General features: G+C 64.9%; 18 protein-coding genes. 14 read left to right on the top strand and 4 right to left on the bottom strand.

All coding sequences use genetic code 11. The features are described from left to right. Nucleotides 1–104 precede the first annotated feature (104 nt). Both PSEEN_RS06720 and PSEEN_RS06715 read right to left on the bottom strand, forming a co-directional pair. Nucleotides 105–1,253, bottom strand: a complete 1,149-nt coding sequence (locus PSEEN_RS06720; protein ID WP_011532735.1) for a patatin-like phospholipase family protein — start codon at nt 1,251–1,253, stop codon at nt 105–107. 93 nt (nt 1,254–1,346) lie between these two features. Beyond that, a complete protein-coding gene (locus tag PSEEN_RS06715) occupies nt 1,347–2,282 on the bottom strand; it encodes a lipid A biosynthesis lauroyl acyltransferase (RefSeq protein WP_011532734.1) in 936 nt (311 codons plus the stop codon). A 100-nt stretch (nt 2,283–2,382) separates the two neighbouring features. On the opposite strand from PSEEN_RS06715, the gene minC reads away from it, so the two are divergent. The 7 genes from minC to PSEEN_RS06685 all read left to right on the top strand — a co-directional run bounded on the left by minC (nt 2,383) and on the right by PSEEN_RS06685 (nt 9,060). Next, nucleotides 2,383–3,144, top strand: a complete 762-nt coding sequence (gene minC / locus PSEEN_RS06710; protein ID WP_044487816.1) for a septum site-determining protein MinC — start codon at nt 2,383–2,385, stop codon at nt 3,142–3,144. A 96-nt stretch (nt 3,145–3,240) separates the two neighbouring features. After that, nucleotides 3,241–4,053: a septum site-determining protein MinD gene (gene minD / locus PSEEN_RS06705; RefSeq protein WP_011532732.1), complete on the top strand. Its 813-nt coding sequence runs from the start codon at nt 3,241–3,243 to the stop codon at nt 4,051–4,053. A 3-nt stretch (nt 4,054–4,056) separates the two neighbouring features. Next, a complete protein-coding gene (gene minE, locus PSEEN_RS06700) occupies nt 4,057–4,311 on the top strand; it encodes a cell division topological specificity factor MinE (RefSeq protein ID WP_011532731.1) in 255 nt (84 codons plus the stop codon). 148 nt (nt 4,312–4,459) lie between these two features. Next, nucleotides 4,460–5,095, top strand: a complete 636-nt coding sequence (locus tag PSEEN_RS06695) for an RluA family pseudouridine synthase (RefSeq protein WP_011532730.1) — start codon at nt 4,460–4,462, stop codon at nt 5,093–5,095. A 126-nt stretch (nt 5,096–5,221) separates the two neighbouring features. Beyond that, nucleotides 5,222–6,511, top strand: a complete 1,290-nt coding sequence (locus tag PSEEN_RS06690; protein ID WP_011532729.1) for a M18 family aminopeptidase — start codon at nt 5,222–5,224, stop codon at nt 6,509–6,511. 204 nt (nt 6,512–6,715) lie between these two features. Beyond that, complete coding sequence (locus tag PSEEN_RS26840) at nt 6,716–6,883, top strand: hypothetical protein (protein ID WP_011532728.1); 168 nt, start codon at nt 6,716–6,718, stop codon at nt 6,881–6,883. Between the two features lie 44 nt (nt 6,884–6,927). Continuing rightward, nucleotides 6,928–9,060, top strand: a complete 2,133-nt coding sequence (locus PSEEN_RS06685) for a mechanosensitive ion channel family protein (protein WP_011532727.1) — start codon at nt 6,928–6,930, stop codon at nt 9,058–9,060. Nucleotides 9,061–9,168: 108 nt separating this feature from the next. Here the strand turns inward: PSEEN_RS06685 and PSEEN_RS06680 are convergent, their stop codons facing one another. Then, complete coding sequence (locus PSEEN_RS06680; RefSeq protein WP_011532726.1) at nt 9,169–9,882, bottom strand: UTRA domain-containing protein; 714 nt, start codon at nt 9,880–9,882, stop codon at nt 9,169–9,171. Nucleotides 9,883–10,207: 325 nt separating this feature from the next. Between PSEEN_RS06680 and PSEEN_RS06675 the strand changes: the two genes are divergently transcribed. The 6 genes from PSEEN_RS06675 to PSEEN_RS06650 all read left to right on the top strand — a co-directional run bounded on the left by PSEEN_RS06675 (nt 10,208) and on the right by PSEEN_RS06650 (nt 15,508). Continuing rightward, complete coding sequence (locus PSEEN_RS06675) at nt 10,208–11,266, top strand: ABC transporter substrate-binding protein (RefSeq protein WP_011532725.1); 1,059 nt, start codon at nt 10,208–10,210, stop codon at nt 11,264–11,266. Nucleotides 11,267–11,423: 157 nt separating this feature from the next. After that, nucleotides 11,424–12,230 (top strand): alkaline phosphatase family protein, encoded by an 807-nt coding sequence (locus tag PSEEN_RS06670; protein ID WP_011532724.1) that lies wholly within the window; start codon nt 11,424–11,426, stop codon nt 12,228–12,230. Next, nucleotides 12,227–13,066, top strand: coding sequence for an ABC transporter permease (locus tag PSEEN_RS06665; protein WP_011532723.1), 840 nt, complete (start codon nt 12,227–12,229; stop codon nt 13,064–13,066). The genes PSEEN_RS06670 and PSEEN_RS06665 overlap by 4 nt, the downstream gene beginning before the upstream one ends. Next, entirely contained in the window at nt 13,056–13,850 is a 795-nt protein-coding gene (locus tag PSEEN_RS06660) for an ABC transporter permease (protein ID WP_011532722.1), read from the top strand. The genes PSEEN_RS06665 and PSEEN_RS06660 overlap by 11 nt, the downstream gene beginning before the upstream one ends. A gap of 1 nt (nt 13,851) precedes the next feature. Continuing rightward, nucleotides 13,852–14,841, top strand: a complete 990-nt coding sequence (locus PSEEN_RS06655; protein ID WP_011532721.1) for an ABC transporter ATP-binding protein — start codon at nt 13,852–13,854, stop codon at nt 14,839–14,841. A gap of 13 nt (nt 14,842–14,854) precedes the next feature. Continuing rightward, entirely contained in the window at nt 14,855–15,508 is a 654-nt protein-coding gene (locus PSEEN_RS06650; protein ID WP_011532720.1) for an HAD family hydrolase, read from the top strand. A gap of 68 nt (nt 15,509–15,576) precedes the next feature. Here the strand turns inward: PSEEN_RS06650 and PSEEN_RS06645 are convergent, their stop codons facing one another. Then, nucleotides 15,577–16,539, bottom strand: a complete 963-nt coding sequence (locus tag PSEEN_RS06645) for an NAD(P)H-quinone oxidoreductase (RefSeq protein WP_011532719.1) — start codon at nt 16,537–16,539, stop codon at nt 15,577–15,579. A 142-nt stretch (nt 16,540–16,681) separates the two neighbouring features. Here PSEEN_RS06645 and PSEEN_RS06640 point away from each other — a divergent pair, with 142 nt between their 5' ends. Then, complete coding sequence (locus tag PSEEN_RS06640; protein WP_167535658.1) at nt 16,682–18,763, top strand: carboxy terminal-processing peptidase; 2,082 nt, start codon at nt 16,682–16,684, stop codon at nt 18,761–18,763. The last annotated feature ends 104 nt before the right edge of the window (nt 18,764–18,867 follow it).

Raw genomic sequence — 18,867 nt, 5'->3', positions numbered from 1 at the left:
GATTCGTTGTAGGAGCGGCTTCAGCCGCGATCCAGGCAACGCGATGCCCGGCACCCGCTTCGCGGGTGATCGCGGCTGAAGCCGCTCCTACACAGGCGAACCGGTCACCCCGCCAATCCCAGAAACTGCGTCAGCTCGCGCTTCTTCGCCAGCGCATCCTTGCGCCCCAGCTCGATCAGCTCGCTGCAATAGCTCGCCTCGAACAACAGATAGCTCAGCACCCCCGCCCCACTGGTTTTGGTCGCCCCCGGCCCGCGCAGGAACAGGCGCAACGCCGCCGGCAACTCGCGCCGGTGCCGGGCAGCGATCTCGTCCAGCGGCTGGCTGGGCGCAACCACCAGCACCTCGATCGGCGCCAGGCCCAGGCGCCGGGTATCCAAGTGCGCGGGCAACAGGTGGCTGAGGTGGTTGAGACGCTGCAGCAGCTCGATGTCATCCTCGAGGCTGTCGATGAAGGTGCTGTTGAGCATGTGGCCGCCAATCTGCGCCAGGCTCGGCTGCTGGCCGCTGAACACGCGCTGGGTCGGCAACGGCGGCGCTGGCCGCTGAGGGTTGCCACTGACGCCCACCACCAGCACGCGGCTGGCACCCAGGTGCAGCGCCGGGCTGATCGGTGCCGACTGACGCACCGCGCCATCGCCGAAGTACTCCTCGCCCAGCCGCACTGGGGCGAACAGCAGCGGGATCGCCGAACTGGCCAGCAGATGGTCGATGGTCAGCGGCGTGGGCATGCCGATGCGCCGGTGGCGCAGCCAGGGTTCAATGGTGTCGCGGCCCTGGTAGAAGGTCACGGCCTGGCCCGACTCGTAGCCAAAGGCGGTGATGGCAACGGCGCGCAGCTGATTGGCCGCCAGGGAGTGGCCGATGCCATCGAGGTCGAGGTGCTTGTGCAACAGGGCACGCAACGGACGGCTGTCGAGCAACGCCACCGGCACATGGCGACCCATCCCCAGCAGACTGTGCCCGACGAAGCGGCTGGCCTGGCGGATGACCCCCGGCCAGTCACTGCGTACCACCTGATGGCTGCGAAAATGCTGCCAGAAGGTGGTCAGGTGCTGTACCGACTCGGCGAAGCGGGTGGCGCCACTGGCCAGCTTGACGGCATTGATGGCGCCGGCGGAGGTGCCGACGATCACCGGGAACGGGTTAGGGGCGCCAGGGGGCAGCAGCTCGGCGATGCCGGCGAGCACGCCGACCTGGTAGGCGGCGCGGGCGCCGCCGCCAGAGAGGATCAAGCCAGTGGTGGGGGTCATGGTTCCTCCCTGGATCTTTCGCCCGTTCGCCGGCAAGCCGGCTCCTACGCTGACCGTGTAGGAGCCGGCTTGCCGGCGAACGGGCCGGACAATTCAGCGTGCTTTCTTGTCGTACAACCGCGGCTCACCTTCGGGCCGCGACTTGAAGCGCCGGTGCGCCCACAGGTATTGCTCGGGGCACTCACGCAACACACCCTCGACCCACTGGTTGATACGCAGGCAATCGGCCTCTTCGGTCTCACCGGGGAAGCCTTCGAGCGGCGGGTGCACCACCAGACGATAGCCGCTGCCATCTTCCAGGCGCTTCTGGGTGAACGGAATCACCCGGGCCTTGCCCAACCGGGCGAACTTGGACGTAGCGGTGACGGTGGCCGCCTGGATGCCGAACAGCGGCACGAAGATGCTCTGCTTGATGCCGTAGTCCTGGTCCGGGGCGTACCAGATCGCCCGCCCTTTGCGCAGCAGCTTGAGCATGCCGCGCACGTCGTCGCGCTCCACCGCCAGCGAGTCGAGGTTGTGCCGCTCGCGGCCACGGCGCTGGATGAAGTCGAACACCGCGTTGCCGTGCTCGCGGTACATGCCGTCGATGGTGTGGACCTGGCCGAGCAATGCGGCGCCGATCTCCAGGGTGGTGAAATGCACGGCCATGAGGATGGCCCCCTCGCCTTCGCGCTGGGCGGCTTGCAGGTGCTCGATGCCCTCGATATGGGCCAGGCGCGCTAATCGGGCCTTTGGCCACCACCAGCTCATGGCCATCTCGAAGAAAGCGATACCGGTGGAGGCGAAGTTTTCCTTGAGCAGACGCTGCCGTTCGTCGCCGGACAGCTCAGGGAAACACAACTCAAGGTTGCGCGCGGCAATGCTTCGGCGCTCGCCGGCCAACCGGTACATCACCGCGCCCAGGGCGCGCCCCAACCCGAGCAGGGCGCGGTAGGGCAGCTGGGCGACCAGCCACAGCAGGCCCAGGCCAAGCCACAGGGCCCAGAATCGAGGGTGAAGGTAGAGGGGGCGAAAACGCGGGCGTTCCATTGATACTTCCGGCAAGACATGAGCCGGGCATTCTACATCGGTTGCGGGCAATCGGTCTTATCGCTATAAGTCAGGGCACTTTTCTCGCAACAAGCCGTCTATGCAGACCATGAGCCCCAACCAGACACCCGACAACACCCCCGTGTTCCAGCTCAAGGGCAGCATGCTTGCCATCACCGTGCTGGAACTGGCGCGCAACGACCTCGAATCCCTCGACCGCCAACTGGCGGCGAAGGTGGCGCAGGCGCCGAATTTCTTCAGCAACACCCCGCTGGTGCTGGCCCTGGACAAGCTGCCCGCTGACGAAGGCGCCATCGACCTGCCCGGGCTGATGCGCATCTGCCGCCACCATGGCCTGCGTACCCTGGCGATCCGCGCCAGCCGCATCGAGGACATCGCCGCGGCGATCGCCATCGACCTGCCGGTGCTGCCACCGTCGGGCGCCCGCGAACGCCCGCTGGAACCCGAGCCGGAAGCGAAGAAACCCGAGCCAGAGCCCACCCCGCCCCCGGCCCCGGCCGAACCCGAGGTGCGCCCGACGCGGATCATCACCTCGCCCGTGCGCGGCGGCCAGCAGATCTACGCCCAGGGCGGCGACCTGGTGGTCACCGGCTCCGTCAGCCCGGGCGCGGAACTTCTCGCCGACGGCAACATCCATGTGTACGGCGCCATGCGCGGCCGTGCCCTGGCAGGGATCAAGGGCAATACCAAGGCCCGCATCTTCTGCCAGCAGATGACGGCGGAAATGGTTTCCATCGCCGGCCAGTACAAGGTCTGCGAAGACCTGCGTCGCGACCCGCTGTGGGGCTCGGGCGTACAAGTCAGCCTGTCCGGCGACGTGTTGAACATCACCCGTCTTTAACGGATACTTGCCGGCATTTTTAGCGCAACTTTTTTCACGTTGCCGTTTTTCGTATTTGCAGGGACCTGCGTCCCGTTTATTTAGGGGTGAAACACCTTGGCCAAGATTCTCGTCGTCACTTCCGGCAAGGGGGGTGTGGGCAAGACCACCACCAGCGCCGCCATCGGTACCGGCCTCGCACTGCGTGGCTTCAAGACGGTCATCGTCGACTTCGACGTCGGCCTGCGTAACCTCGACCTGATCATGGGCTGCGAGCGCCGCGTGGTGTACGACTTCGTCAACGTGGTCAACGGCGAAGCCAACCTGCAGCAGGCCCTGATCAAGGACAAGCGCCTGGAGAACCTGTTCGTGCTGGCCGCCAGCCAGACCCGCGACAAGGACGCCCTGACGCAAGAAGGCGTCGAGAAGGTGCTGATGGAGCTCAAGGACCAGTTCGACTACGTCATCTGCGACTCGCCGGCCGGTATCGAGAAAGGCGCGCACCTGGCGATGTACTTCGCCGACGAAGCCATCGTCGTGACCAACCCCGAAGTGTCTTCGGTCCGTGACTCCGACCGCATGCTGGGCATCCTGTCGAGCAAGTCGCGCCGCTCCGAGAACGGCGAAGAGCCGATCAAGGAACACCTGCTGATCACCCGTTACCACCCCGAGCGCGTCGAAAAGGGCGAAATGCTCAGCATCGCCGACGTCGAAGAGATCCTGGCGATCAAGCTCAAGGGTGTGATTCCCGAGTCGCAAGCCGTTCTCAAGGCCTCCAACCAAGGCATCCCGGTCATCCTTGACGACCAGAGCGATGCCGGCCAGGCGTACAGTGACACCGTCGACCGTCTGCTGGGCAAAGAGAAGCCCCTGCGGTTCATCGACGTGCAGAAGCAAGGATTCTTTGCGCGTCTGTTTGGAGGCAAGTAAACCATGAACCTTTTTGACTTCTTTCGTGGCAGGCAGAAACAGACCAGCGCGTCGGTAGCGAAAGAGCGTCTACAGATCATCGTGGCGCACGAGCGCGGCCAGCGCAGCACCCCGGACTACCTGCCGGCTCTGCAGAAAGAGCTGGTCGAGGTGATCCGCAAGTACGTCAACATCGGCAACGACGACGTGCAGGTGGCGCTGGAGAACCAGGGCAGCTGCTCGATCCTCGAGCTGAACATCACCCTGCCTGAGCGCTGATCCAAGCGTTTCCGGTTGATTCTGGGGCTGCTGCGCAGCCCATCGCGACGCAAGGCCGCTCCCACAGGAACTGTGCAATACCTGTGGGAGCGGCCTTGCGTCGCGATGGGCCGCAAAGCGGCCCCGATTTGTCTATAGAGAACCTGCAATGCCGCTGTCGAACATCCAGATCCTTCATGAAGACGCCGCCATCCTGGTGATCAACAAGCCGACCCTGCTGTTGTCGGTGCCAGGCCGCGCCGAAGACAACAAGGACTGCCTGATCACCCGCCTGCAGGAAAACGGCTACCCCGACGCCCTGATCGTCCATCGCCTGGACTGGGAAACCTCGGGGATCATCCTGCTGGCCCGCGACGCCGACAGCCACCGCGAGCTGTCGCGCCAGTTCCACGACCGCGAGACGGAAAAGGCCTACACCGCGCTGTGCTGGGGCCAGCCGGCGCTGGACAGCGGCAGCATCGACCTGCCGCTGCGCTACGACCCGCCCACCAAGCCGCGCCATGTGGTCGACCACGAGCAGGGCAAGCACGCCCTGACCTTCTGGCGCATCGTCGAGCGCTGCGGCGACTATTGCCGGGTCGAGCTGACGCCGATCACCGGGCGCTCGCACCAGTTGCGCGTGCACATGCTGTCGATCGGGCATCCGCTGCTGGGGGATCGGCTGTACGCCAACCCCGAGGCGCTGGCGGCCCATGAGCGGCTGTGCCTGCATGCGTCGATGCTGAGCTTTACCCATCCAGTTTCTGGCGAACGCCTGAAATTCGAGTGCCCGGCACCGTTTTGAAGTTGTTCGCCGGCAAGCCGGCTCCTACAGAGTGTCCGTTGTAGGAGCCGGCTTGCCGGCGAACAGGCCGACACAATTTGTCGAGCAATTACGCTAAACTCGCGCCACTGCTGTCTGGAGTGACTTATGCGCGACGCCCTGAATGCCGGCCTGATCGAATTCCTCAAGGCCTCCCCGACGCCCTTCCACGCCACCGCCAGCCTCGTGCAACGCCTCGAGGCCGCCGGCTACCAGCGCCTGGACGAGCGCGACAGCTGGGCCACGGTGCCTGGCGGTCGCTACTACGTGACCCGCAACGATTCCTCGATCATCGCCATCAAGCTGGGCAAGCTCTCGCCACTGCTGGGCGGGATCCGCATGGTCGGCGCCCACACCGACAGCCCCTGCCTGCGAGTCAAGCCGCAGCCCGAGCTGCAGCGCCAGGGCTTCCTGCAACTGGGCGTGGAAGTGTATGGCGGCGCCCTGCTCGCCCCCTGGTTCGACCGCGACCTGTCGTTGGCCGGCCGGGTCACCTTCCGCCGTGACGGCAAGGTGGAAAGCCAGCTGATCGACTTCAAGCTGCCGATCGCGGTGATCCCGAACCTGGCGATCCACCTCAACCGCACCGCCAACGAAGGCTGGCAGATCAACCCGCAGACCGAGCTGCCGCCGATCCTGGCGCAAGTGGCCGGCGACGAACGAGTCGACTTCCGCGCCCTGCTCACCGAGCAACTGGCCCGCGAGCACGACCTCAACGCCGACGTGGTGCTCGACTACGAGCTGAGCTTCTACGACACGCAAGACGCCGCGCTGATCGGCCTGAACGGCGACTTCATCGCCGCCGCCCGCCTGGACAACCTGCTGTCGTGCTATGCCGGCCTGCAGGCGCTGCTCAATGCCGACAGCGACGAGACCTGCGTGCTGGTGTGCAACGACCACGAAGAGGTCGGTTCCTGCTCGGCCTGCGGCGCCGATGGCCCGATGCTCGAACAGACCCTGCAGCGCCTGCTGCCGGACGGCGACGACTACGTGCGCGCCATCCAGCGCTCGCTGATGGTCTCGGCCGACAACGCCCATGGCGTGCACCCCAACTACGCCGACAAGCACGACGGCAACCACGGTCCCAAGCTCAATGCTGGCCCGGTGATCAAGGTCAACAACAACCAGCGCTACGCCACCAACAGCGAAACCGCCGGTTTCTTCCGCCACCTGTGCATGGCTGAAGAAGTACCAGTGCAGAGCTTCGTGGTGCGCAGCGACATGGGCTGTGGCTCGACCATCGGCCCGATCACCGCCAGCCACCTGGGCGTGCGCACCGTCGATATCGGCCTGCCGACCTTCGCCATGCACTCCATTCGTGAACTGTGCGGCAGCCATGACCTGGCGCACCTGGTGAAAGTGCTAACCGCCTTCTACCGCAGCCGCGAACTGCCTTGAGGCCACAAACCATAAGCCATTGATCAGGTATGACCTCTGTAGGAGCGGCTTTAGCCGCGATCACCCGCGAAGCGCGTGCCGGGCATCGCGTTGCCTGGATCGCGGCTGAAGCCGCTCCTACAGCGAACATGCCCCGGGTCAACGCCCCCACCGCCGCAACCCGCTATGCTTAGGACATGCCCTGAAGCAAAAGGATTGCCGTACATGTCCCCCTTCCTCTCCCTGTTCGTGCCCGTCTTCCTGTTCCTGATGCTGCTGACCATCGGTTTCAGCCTGCGCGAGCGCAACATCGGCGTGCTGATGATGTGGATCGGCACCCTGGGCATCTTTGGCCTCACTTGCTGGAAGATCCTCGAGAAACTCCCCACATAAAGCTCTACACTCGGGCAATCGTTTGACCTGAGGTAGATTTCCCGGTGCCTGCATTCCTGCGCTGCCTGACCCTTCTGTTGTTCCTGTTCGTCACCCCGGTACACGCCGCCGGCCTGCCGGGCCTGCTCGGTTCGAGCGCGCCCAGCCAGCCCGAGGCCAGCGAGCCCCTGGGCAAATCCCTGGACGAGGTGATCAAGAACCTGGAGAACGACCAGCAGCGGGCCAAGCTGTTGGCCGACCTGAAGAAGCTTCGCGACGCAACGAAACAGTCCCAGCCCACTGTCGAGCAAGGCGTGCTCGGGCTCATCGGCGGCGCCCTGCATGACTTCGAGCAGCAGTTCAGCGGCGAGGCCAGCCCGTTCAACCGCTGGTCGCTGGAGATCAGCCAGGCACGTGACGAGCTCACCGCGCTGGTGGTGCCAGTGCACCAATGGCCGGCGATGCTGTTCGGTTTCGCGGCGATCATCGCGGTGTGGAGCCTGCTGGCCTACGCCTTCAACTGGGTCGGCCACCAGCTGCGGGTGCGCTTCGGCCTGAGCGAGGAACTGCCCCAGCACCCGCGCACCTGGGACTTGGTGCGCTTCGCCCTGCGCAAGCTCGGCCCCTGGCTGGTGGCCCTTGTCTTCACTGTCTACCTGAGCTTTGCCCTGCCCTCCTCCTTGGGCAAGTCCATGGCCATGGTCCTGGCCTACGCCCTGGTGGTCGGCACGCTGTTCTCGGCCATCTGCGTGATCGCCTTCTCCCTGCTCGACGGCCCGCACCGACGCCGCGCGCTGCACATCCTGCGCCACCAGGCGTTTCGCCCGCTGTGGATGATCGGCAGCTTCGCCGCGTTCGGCGAGGCGATGAGCGACCCGCGCCTGACCACCGCCCTGGGCAGTCACCTGGCCCATGCCCTGGCCACCCTCGCCAACGTCGTCGCGGCGGTGTGCACCGGCCTGTTCATCCTGCGCTTCCGCCGCCCGATCGCCCACCTGATCCGCAACCAGCCGCTGGCCCGGCGCCTGACCCGCCGCACCCTGAGCGACACCATCGAGATCCTCGGCAGCTTCTGGTACATCCCGGCCCTGATCCTGGTGGCGATTTCGCTGTTCGCCACCTTCGTCTCCGCTGGCGACACCAGCACCGCCCTGCGCCAGTCGCTGATGTGCACGGTGCTGGTGGTGGTGTGCATGGTGCTCAACGGCCTGGTGCGCCGCCACGCCGCCAACCCCAAGCGCGCCAACAAGCGCCAGGCGGTCTACACCGAGCGCCTGCGCAATTTCGGCTATGTGCTGGTGCACCTGTTCATCTGGCTGGCGTTCATCGAACTGGGCCTGCGCGTGTGGGGCCGCTCGATGATCAGCTTTGCCGAGGGCGACGGCCATGAGGTGAGCCTGCGCCTGCTGGGCCTGGCCGGCACGCTGATCGTCGCCTGGCTGGTGTGGATTCTTGCCGACACCGCCGTGCACCACGCCCTGGTGCGCTCGCGCCGCGGCCTGGCCAACGCCCGGGCGCAGACCATGATGCCCTTGATCCGCAATGTGATGTTCGTGGTGATCTTCATCATCGCGGTGATCGTCGCCCTGGCCAACATGGGCATGAACGTCACCCCGCTGCTGGCCGGTGCCGGTGTCATCGGCCTGGCCATCGGTTTCGGCGCGCAGTCGCTGGTGGCCGACCTGATCACCGGGCTGTTCATCATCATCGAGGACTCGCTGGCCATCGACGACTACGTCGACGTCGGCGGCCACCTGGGCACGGTGGAGGGCCTGACCATCCGCACCGTGCGCCTGCGTGATATCGACGGCATCGTTCACACCATCCCGTTCAGCGAGATCAAGAGCATCAAGAACTACTCCCGGGAGTTCGGCTACGCGATCTTCCGCGTGGCCATTCCCCACAGCATGAACATCGACCAGGCCATCACGTTGATCCGTGAGGTGGGGCAGAAGCTGCGCAACGACCCGCTGATGCGTCGCAATATCTGGTCGCCACTGGAGTTGCAGGGGGTGGAGAGCTTCGAGTCGGGGTCGGCGATCCTGCGGGCGCGGTTCAAGACCGCGCCGATCAAGCAGTGGGAAGTGTCGCGGGCGTTCAACCTGGCGTTGAAGCGCCAGCTCGATGAAGCCGGGCTGGACCTGGCGACGCCGCGGTTGTCGGTGCAGGTGGTGACCGCTGGCGGCGACACGAAGTAACGCCAGCTCCCTATAGGAGCGGCTTCAGCCGCGATCACCCGCAAGGCGGGTGCCAGCAACCGCGTCGCCCGCATCGCGGCTGAAGCCGCTCCTACACAAAAGGCCGCCTTAACCGGCCTCGGCGCGAATGCGGATCGCATCATGCCGCCAATACTCCAGGTCACAGTCGATCAGATGCCCATGCTGGTCACTGTTGACCCGGGTGATATGCAACCCCGGGCTCCCTGCCGACATCTTCAGCGCACCGGCCGCCGCCACCGGCAATGCCGTCGGCAGGATCTCGAAACACACCTGCCCGTACTGAATCCCATACTCGCGCGCATAGATCTCGGTCAGCGACCGCGCCAGGTCCAGTTCGAGAATCCCCGGAAAATAACGCGGGTTGAGGTAGTGCTCGGCATACAGCACCGCCCGCCCATCGATACGCCGCAGTCGGCAGATACACACCACGCTGGACAGCGCCGGCAGGCGCAAGCGCGCGCAGATCGCCGCCGGCGCCGGCTGCAGCCGCGCCGACAGTAGCTCGGTGCACGGTTCGCGCCCCTGGTCACGGACCATTGCGTGGAAGTGGCTACGCTGGATCAGGTCATAGGTCAGCCGCTCCGGGGCGACGAACCAGCCACGCCGCTCCTCGCGGTAGATCAGGCCCTGGGCCTCCAGCTGCACCAGCGCCTCGCGCAGGGTGATGCGCGTGGTGTCGAACACCTCGCTGAGCTTGCGCTCGGCCGGCAGCTTGCCGCCCGGCGCCAGCAGGCCGTGTTCGATCTGCTCCTGCAGGGCCTGGCAGATGGCTGTTACCGCGCGCGGTGGCGTCGCTTGCATCAAAGGTTACCTATCTGGACTAGTCCAGCCCCATAACAGGGCATTCGGAGAATAGTGCAAGCCTAGGCACAGCTGATGAACATCCTGTGACAAAGCCTTCAACCGCACCTGCCAGATTCGGGCCAAGCCCCAGTAATCCGGGCCTTGCGATGTGGTCTACGCTGTATTTCCAGGGCCGTCGCCGCCCTTGGCGGCGCCCGCCTTACATCAAACTGTCACGCAACAGGCCTACCTTGGCTCAAGGTTTGCTGACCTAGACCAACGGTTCGCAAGCGCAGGTCCATTCATAACAACGAATGCAAGGCACCCACCAAAGGAGCTTCGGATGAAAAAGTTGTTCATGGCGTCACTGCTCGGTTCGGCCATCGCTTTTTGCACCACGGCCATGGCCGAGGACCTCAAGGCCCTTGAAGACGCCGCCCGCAAGGAAGGCACGGTCAACAGCGTGGGCATGCCCGATGCCTGGGCCAACTGGAAAGGCACCTGGGAAGACCTGGCGAAAAAATACGGCCTCAAGCACAGCGACACCGACATGAGCTCGGCCCAGGAAATCGCCAAGTTCGACGCGGAAAAAGACAACGCCAGCGCCGACATCGGCGACGTCGGCGCTGCCTTCGGCCCGATCGCCGCCACCAAAGGCGTGACGCAGCCGTACAAACCGAGCACCTGGGAGCAAGTCCCGGCGTGGGCCAAGGACAAGGACGGCCACTGGGCCCTGGCCTATACCGGCACCATCGCTTTCATCATCAACAAGGACCTGGTCAAGGAAGGCGAGCGCCCCGCCAGCTGGCACGACCTGGAGAAGGGCAAGTACAAGGTCGCCATTGGTGACGTCGGCACTGCAGCCCAGGCCGCCAATGGCGTGCTTGCCGCCGCCATTGCCTACAAGGGCGACGAGAAAAACATCGAGCCGGGCCTGCAACTGTTCACCAAGCTGGCCCAGCAGAAGCGCCTGTCGCTGGCCAACCCGACCATCCAGACCCTCGAGAAGGGCGAGGTGGAAGTCGGCGTGGTGTGGGACTTCAACGGCCTGAGCTACCGCGACCAGATCGACCCGAAGCGCTTTGAAGTGCTGATTCCGTCGGATGGCTCGGTCACCTCCGGCTACACCACCATCATCAACAAGTACGCCAAGCACCCGAACGCGGCGAAGCTTGCCCGCGAGTACATCTTCAGCGACGCCGGCCAGACCAACCTGGCCATCGGCCACGCCCGGCCGATCCGCGCCGAGCACCTGAAGCTGCCGGCGGACGTGCAGGCCAAGCTGCTGCCCAACGAACAGTACAAGGCCGCCCAGCCGATCAAGAACGCCGAAGCCTGGGAAGCGACCTCCAAGGCCCTGCCGCAGAAGTGGCAGGAACAAGTGATCATCGAGATGGAATAAGGCTGGGACAACCTGGGGCTGCTGCGCAGCCCATCGCGACGCAAGGCCGCTCCCACAGGGCCGGCGTCGTCCCAGAGGTTTTCGCTGTTCCTGTGGGAGCGGCCTTGTGTCGCGAAAGGAGGGCGCAGCCCTCCCCGGTTCCTTTGCGGAGTTTTGAATGAACCACAACGTCATCCTGGTCCTGCTCGACGGCCTCAACCACCAGGTCGCGCACCACGCCATGGGCCACCTGCACGCCTATGTCGAGGCCGACCGCGCCGCGCTGTACCGCGTCGAATGCGAACTGCCGTCGCTGTCGCGGCCGCTGTATGAATGCATCCTCACCGGCGTGCCGCCCATCGACAGCGGCATCGTGCACAACAACGTCAACCGCCTGTCCAACCAGCGCAGCGTGTTCCACTACGCCCGCGAGGCGGGCCTGGGCACTGCGGCGGCGGCCTACCATTGGATGAGCGAGCTGTACAACCGCTCGCCGTTCGACCCGCTGCGCGACCGCCACACCCACGCACCTAAACTGCCGATCCAACACGGCCTGTTCTACTACGCCGACCACTACCCCGATTCGCACCTGCTGGCCGACGCCGAGTACCTGCGCCGCCGCCACGCCCCGAACTTCCTGCTGGTGCACCCGATGAACATCGACGACGCCGGCCACCGCCACGGCCTGGACAGCAGCCAGTACCGCAATGCCGCGCGCAGCGCCGACATCCTGCTGGCCGACTACCTGCCGCGCTGGCTGGAAGAGGGCTACCAGGTGCTGGTCACCGCCGACCACGGCATGAACAACGACCGCTCGCACAACGGCCTGCTGGCCGAGGAGCGCGAAGTGCCGCTGTTCGTGTTCGGCGAGGCATTCAGCCTGGATCCCGCGGCCAAGCCGTTGCAGACCGAGCTGTGCGGCACGATCTGCGAGCTGCTCGGCGCGCCCCACGACAAACCGGTCTGCCGGGAGCTGCTCAAGTGAATGCAAGCCACCGCGGCCGCTACCTGGCCCTGCTCTGCCTGCTGCCGTTCGCCGTTTTCTTCATCATTTTCCAGGTCGCGCCGCTGGCCTGGGTCGCCCTCAACAGCCTGCAGAGCGAAAGCGGCTGGGGCCTGGCCAACTTCAGCAAGATCTTCGCCTCGAAGTTCTACCTGCAGGCGCTGCAGCGCAGCCTGGAGATCAGCTTCTGGTCGAGCCTGTTCGGCATTGTCATCGCCACGCTGGGCGCCTATTCGTTGCGCCGGGTCGACTCGAAGCTGCGCGACTTCGTCAGTGCCTTCGCCAACATGACCAGCAACTTCGCCGGCGTGCCCCTGGCATTCGCCTTCATCATCCTGCTGGGTTTCAACGGCGCACTGACGCTGTTGCTCAAGCAGATGGGCCTGCTCGGTGACTTCAGCATCTACTCCAAGACCGGCCTGATCCTGGTCTACACCTACTTCCAGATCCCCCTGGGCGTACTGCTGCTCTACCCCGCCTTTGACGCCCTGCGCGAAGACTGGCGCGAATCTGCCGCGCTGCTGGGCGCCAGCCACTGGCAGTTCTGGCGGCACATTGGTTTGCCGGTACTCACCCCGGCACTGCTGGGCACCTTCGTCATCCTGCTGGCCAACGCCCTGGGCGCCTACGCCACCGTCTATGCCCTGACCACCGGCAACTTCAACGTGCTGCCGATCCGCATCGCCGGGCTGGTGGCCGGCGACATCAGCCTCGACCCGAACCTGGCCAGCGCCCTGGCGATGGTACTGGTGGGGCTGATGACCGTGGTCACGGTGGTCCATCAATGGCTGCTCAAGAGGAGCTACCATGCGCGCTGAAAACAATAGCGGCGGGCTCTACCACCGGGTGGTGGTGTACCTGCTGTTCCTGATCCTGCTGCTGCCGCTGGCCGGCACCCTGCTCTACTCGCTGGCCACCAGCTGGTCGGCGACCCTGCTACCCAGCGGCCTGACCTTCAAGTGGTACATCGCGCTGTGGAGCGAACCGCGCTTCCTTGCCGCCTTCGGCCAATCACTGCTGGTGTGCGTAGGCGCGCTGGTGCTGTCGGTGGTGCTGATCCTGCCGCTGCTGTTCGTGGTGCATTACCACTTCCCGAAACTCGACGCGCTGATGAACGTGCTGATCCTGCTGCCGTTCGCGGTGCCGCCGGTGGTGTCTTCGGTGGGCCTGCTGCAGCTGTACGGCAGCGGGCCGATGGCCATGGTCGGCACGCCGTGGATCCTGATCGGCTGCTACTTCACCATCGCCCTGCCGTTCATGTACCGGGCCATCACCAACAACCTGCAGGCCATCAACCTGCGCGACCTGATGGATGCCGCCCAACTGCTGGGCGCCAGCACCTGGCAGGCCGCCTTCCTGGTGGTACTGCCCAACTTGCGCAAGGGCCTGATGGTGGCGCTGCTGCTGTCGTTCTCGTTCCTGTTCGGCGAGTTCGTGTTCGCCAACCTGCTGGTGGGCACCCGCTACGAAACCCTGCAGGTGTACCTGAACAACATGCGCAACAGCAGCGGCCACTTCAACAGCGCCCTGGTGATCTCCTACTTCGCCTTCGTGCTGGTGCTGACCTGGGTCGCCAACCGCTTGAACAAGGACAAGACCTGACATGAGCTTCGTCAGCGTACAGAAACTGCAAAAGAGCTACGCCGGCAGCCCGGTGTTCGAGAACATCGACTGCCAGATCGAGCGCGGCGAGTTCGTCACCCTGCTCGGCCCCTCCGGCTGCGGCAAGTCCACCCTGCTGCGCTGCATCGCCGGGCTGACACCGGTGGACCAAGGGCGGATCCTGCTCGATGGCCAGGACATCGTCCCGCTCAGCCCGCAGAAGCGCGGGATCGGCATGGTGTTCCAGAGCTACGCGCTGTTCCCCAACATGACCGTGGAACAGAACGTCGCCTTCGGCCTGCGCATGCAGAAGGTCAAGGCCGACGAGAGCCAGGCCCGGGTGCGCGAAGTGCTCGACCTGGTGGAACTGGGCAACTTTGCCGGCCGCTACCCGCATCAACTGTCCGGTGGCCAGTGCCAGCGCGTAGCCCTGGCCCGTTCACTGGTCACCCGTCCGCGCCTGCTGCTGCTCGACGAGCCGCTGTCGGCACTGGATGCGCGCATCCGCAAGCACCTGCGCGAGCAGATCCGCGCGATCCAGCGCGAGCTGGGGCTGACCACCATCTTCGTCACCCACGACCAGGAAGAAGCGCTGACCATGTCGGACCGCATCGTCCTGATGAACCAGGGGCGCATCGTCCAGAGCGGCGACGCCGAGACCCTGTACACCGCCCCCGTCGACCTGTTCGCCGCGGGCTTCATCGGCAACTACAACCTGCTCGACGCCGACAGCGCCAGCCGCTTGCTGCAACGCCCGGTGGCCAGCCGCCTGGCCATTCGCCCGGAGTCCATCACCCTCGGCCTGAACGGCGAACTGGACGGCGAGGTACGCAGCCACAGCCTGCTGGGCAATGTCATCCGCTATCGGGTCAAGGTACGCGACGTAGAGCTGGTGGTGGACGTGCTCAACCGTTCGGCGGCCGACCTGCACGCCGACGGCCAGCGGGTATCCTTGTCGATCGACCCCACGGCGCTACGAGAAGTGGCCTAAGGAGATACAACGCATGGCACTGGCAATTTTCGATCTGGACGAAACCCTCATCCATGGCGACTGCGCGTCGCTGTGGAGCGAGCAGATGGCCCGGCTGGGCTGGGTCGACGGCAAGGCGTTCCTCAAGCGCGACCATGAGCTGATGGAGGCCTACGGCAAGGGCCACCTGGCCATGGAGGACTACATGGCCTTCAGCCTGGAGCCCATCGCGGGGCGCACCCTGGAAGAGGTCGAGCACCTGGTCGAGCCGTGGGTGGAGGATGTGATCGAGCCGATCATCTATGGCGACGCCTGTCGCTGCATCGCCGAGCACCGCAAGCGTGGCGACCGGATCCTGATCATCTCGGCGAGCGGCACGCACCTGGTGGGGCCGATCGCGGCACGCCTGGGCGTGGACGAGTACCTGGCGATCGAGTTGGAGGCGGTGAACGGGGTGTTTACCGGCAAGACCCACGGCGTGTTGACCTACCGTGAAGGCAAGATCACCCGGTTGCTGGAGTGGCTGGACCAGGAGCAGGAGAATCTGGAGGGGGCGAGTTTCTATTCCGATTCAAGGAATGACTTGCCGTTGTTGCTGAAGGTCGATCACCCGCATGTGGTGAATCCGGACTCGGTATTGCGCGAACATGCCCAGATCAATGGCTGGCCGATTTTAAGCTGGTCGTGATACCGCTGTTCGCCGGCAAGCCGGCTCCTACACCGAACCTGTAGGAGCCGGCTTGCCGGCGAACGGGCTCAACCCAGGCTCGGATCGATCACCATGACCAGCTTGCCCGACACCTGGTTGCTCTCAAGCTCGGCATACGCCGCCTGGGCGAATTCAACCGGGTAGGTATCGACCAATTGCGGCGACAACCGCCCTTCGCTGAACAACGGCCACACCTGCTGCTGCAACTCGCGCAGCAACTCGGCCTTGAACCCATCGTCGCGGTTGCGCAGGGTCGACCCGGTGATCTCCAGGCGCTTGCCCAGCACCTGCGCCAGGTCCAGCTCGAACTTGCGACCGCTCATCAAACCAATGATCACCCAACGCCCATCGCGGGCCAGCACCTTGAGGTTCAACTGCCCGTAACCGGCGCCTACCGGGTCGAGGATCACATCGAACGGCCCAAGCTGCTCCAGCTCGTCGAGGTTGGCGTTGCGCACCACGCCACCCGCCGCGCCCAGGCCCTGGCAATAGGCCAGGCGCTCCGGCGAACCCACGCTGACCCATACCGGGCTGCCAAAGGCCTTGCACAACTGGATCGCCGCCGAGCCCACGCCACTGGCGCCGGCATGCACCAGCACCTTCTCGCCGGCCTTCAGGCCGCCGAGCTGGAAGATGTTCAACCAGGCCGTGGCGTACACCTCGGGCAGCGCCGCCGCTTCGTGCAGGCTCAGGCCCTCGGGCACCGGCAGTACATGGCGGGCATCGACCACCACTTCCTCGGCCATGGCCCCGCTGGCCAGCAGCGCACACACCCGGTCGCCCACGCGCCAGTCGGCGCCGGCACCGACTTCCTCGACCACGCCGGCGCATTCCAGGCCCATGTAGGGGCTGGCGCCTGGCGGTGGCGGATACAGCCCCTTCATCTGCAACAGGTCGGCGCGGTTCAGCCCCGCGGCGGCCACGCGAATACGCACCTGCCCCGCGTCACAGGCCGGACGATCGGCCTCGACCCAGGCCACATGTCCGTCAACGCCTTGCAATGCCTTCACAGTGCCTCCATAGTTGAATCATATGACTGAGCCTGGGTATGCACGTCCCAGGCTTTTTGCAGTATGCGTCCGGTTTCATGGAACCGGCGAACGGAAAAGACGGCCTACTATGCGTGATCAATTGCCTCCACGTCGAATCAGCATGAAGCATTTCCTCCCCAGCACCGCCCTCGCCCTCGTGATCGGGCTCGGCAGCCTCACGCTCGGTGGCAATGCGGCCGCCGCCAACAAGTGGGACCGCCTGCAGCCGGACCGCGACGAGGTCGTCGCCAGCCTCAACATCGTCGAGCTGCTCAAGCGTCACCACTACAGCAAGCCGCCGCTGGACGACGCCCGTTCGGTCATCATCTATGACAGCTACATCAAGCTGCTCGACCCCTCGCGCAGCTACTTCACTGCGGCGGACATCGCCGAATTCGACAAGTGGAAGACCCAGTTCGACGACTTCCTCAAGAGCGGCAACCTCGAACCCGGCTTCACCATCTACAAGCGCTACCTGGACCGCGTGAAGCAGCGCCTGGACTTCGCACTTGGCGAACTGAACAAAGGCGTCGACAAGATTGACTTCACGGTGAAGGAAGACCTGCTGGTCGACCGCAAGGACGCCCCGTGGATGAAGAACCAGGCCGAGCTCGACGACCTGTGGCGCAAACGCGTCAAGGACGAGGTGCTGCGCCAGAAGATCTCCGGCAAAGAGCTCAAGCAAGTCCAGGAAACCCTGGTCAAGCGCTACAAGAACCAGCTGGCGCGCCTGGACCAGACCCGTGCCGAAGACATCTTCCAGGCCTACATCAACACCTTCGCCCAGTCCTACGACCCGCACACCAACTACCTGTCGCCGGACAACGCCGAGAACTTCGACATCAACATGAGCCTGTCGCTCGAAGGCATCGGCGCGGTGCTGCAGAGCGACAACGACCAGGTCAAGATCGTGCGCCTGGTGCCGGCCGGCCCGGCGGCGAAAACCAAGCAGGTCGCCCCCGCCGACAAGATCATCGGCGTCGCCCAGGGCAACAAGGAAATGGTCGACGTGGTCGGCTGGCGCCTGGACGAAGTGGTCAAGCTGATCCGCGGCCCGAAAGGCTCGGTAGTGCGCCTGGAAGTCATCCCGGCCAGCAACGCGCCGAACGACCAGACCAGCAAGATCGTCGCGATCACCCGCGAAGCCGTGAAGCTCGAGGAGCAGGCGGCGAAGAAGTCGGTGCTCAAGCTCAAGCAGGACGGCCGCGACTACAAGCTGGGGATCATCGAGATCCCGGCCTTCTACCTGGACTTCAAGGCCTACCGCGCGGGTGACCCGGACTACAAGAGCACCACCCGCGACGTGAAGAAGCTGCTGACCGAACTGCAGAAGGAAAAAGTCGACGGCGTGGTCATCGACCTGCGCAACAACGGTGGCGGCTCGCTGCAGGAGGCCACCGAACTGACCAGCCTGTTCATCGAGAAAGGCCCGACCGTGCTGGTGCGCAATGCCGACGGCCGGGTCGACGTGCTCGAAGACGAGAACCCTGGCGCCTTCTACAAAGGCCCGCTGGCGCTGCTGGTCAACCGCCTCTCGGCGTCCGCCTCGGAGATCTTCGCCGGTGCCATGCAGGACTACCACCGCGCGCTGATCATCGGTGGCCAGACCTTCGGCAAGGGCACCGTGCAAACCATCCAGCCGCTCAACCACGGCGAACTCAAGCTCACCCTGGCCAAGTTCTACCGGGTTTCCGGGCAGAGCACCCAACACCAGGGCGTGCTGCCGGACATCGCCTATCCGTCGATCATCGACACGAAGGAAATCGGCGAAAGCGCGCTGCCTGAAGCCATGCCCTGGGACACCATCCGCCCGGTGGTCAAGCCGGCCTCCGATCCGTTCAAGCCGTTCCTGGCCCAGCTCAAGGCGCAGCATGACGCACGCAGCGACAAGGACGCCGAGTTCGTCTACATCCGCGACCGCCTGGCGCTGACGCAGAAGCTGATGAACGAGAAGACCGTCAGCCTCAACGAGCAGGAGCGCCGCGCCCGCCACGACGAGATCGAGGCCAAGCAACTGGCCCTTGAGAACATTCGTCGCAAAGCCAAGGGCGAAGAGCCGCTCAAAGAGCTGAAGAAGGAAGACGAGGATGCGCTGCCGGCCGAGCCGGAAGACACCAAGCCTGAGGACGACGCCTACCTGTCCGAGACTGGCCGCATCCTGCTCGACTACCTGAGCCTGAGCACTTCGGTAGCCAAGCACTGAAGTGATGGCAGAATAATGTGACCTGTCATCAAACAGTCATCGGGCTGTCGTGAAATAGAAGGGCCGGACGTGCAAGCGTCCGGCCTTTTTTCATTCAGGAAGCA

The sequence above is a fragment of the Pseudomonas entomophila L48 genome (assembly GCF_000026105.1).
GTDB classification, from domain to species: domain Bacteria; phylum Pseudomonadota; class Gammaproteobacteria; order Pseudomonadales; family Pseudomonadaceae; genus Aquipseudomonas; species Aquipseudomonas entomophila.
The sequence above is the reverse complement of the archived record's forward strand: the minus strand, read 5'-3'. Positions and strand labels throughout refer to the sequence as shown.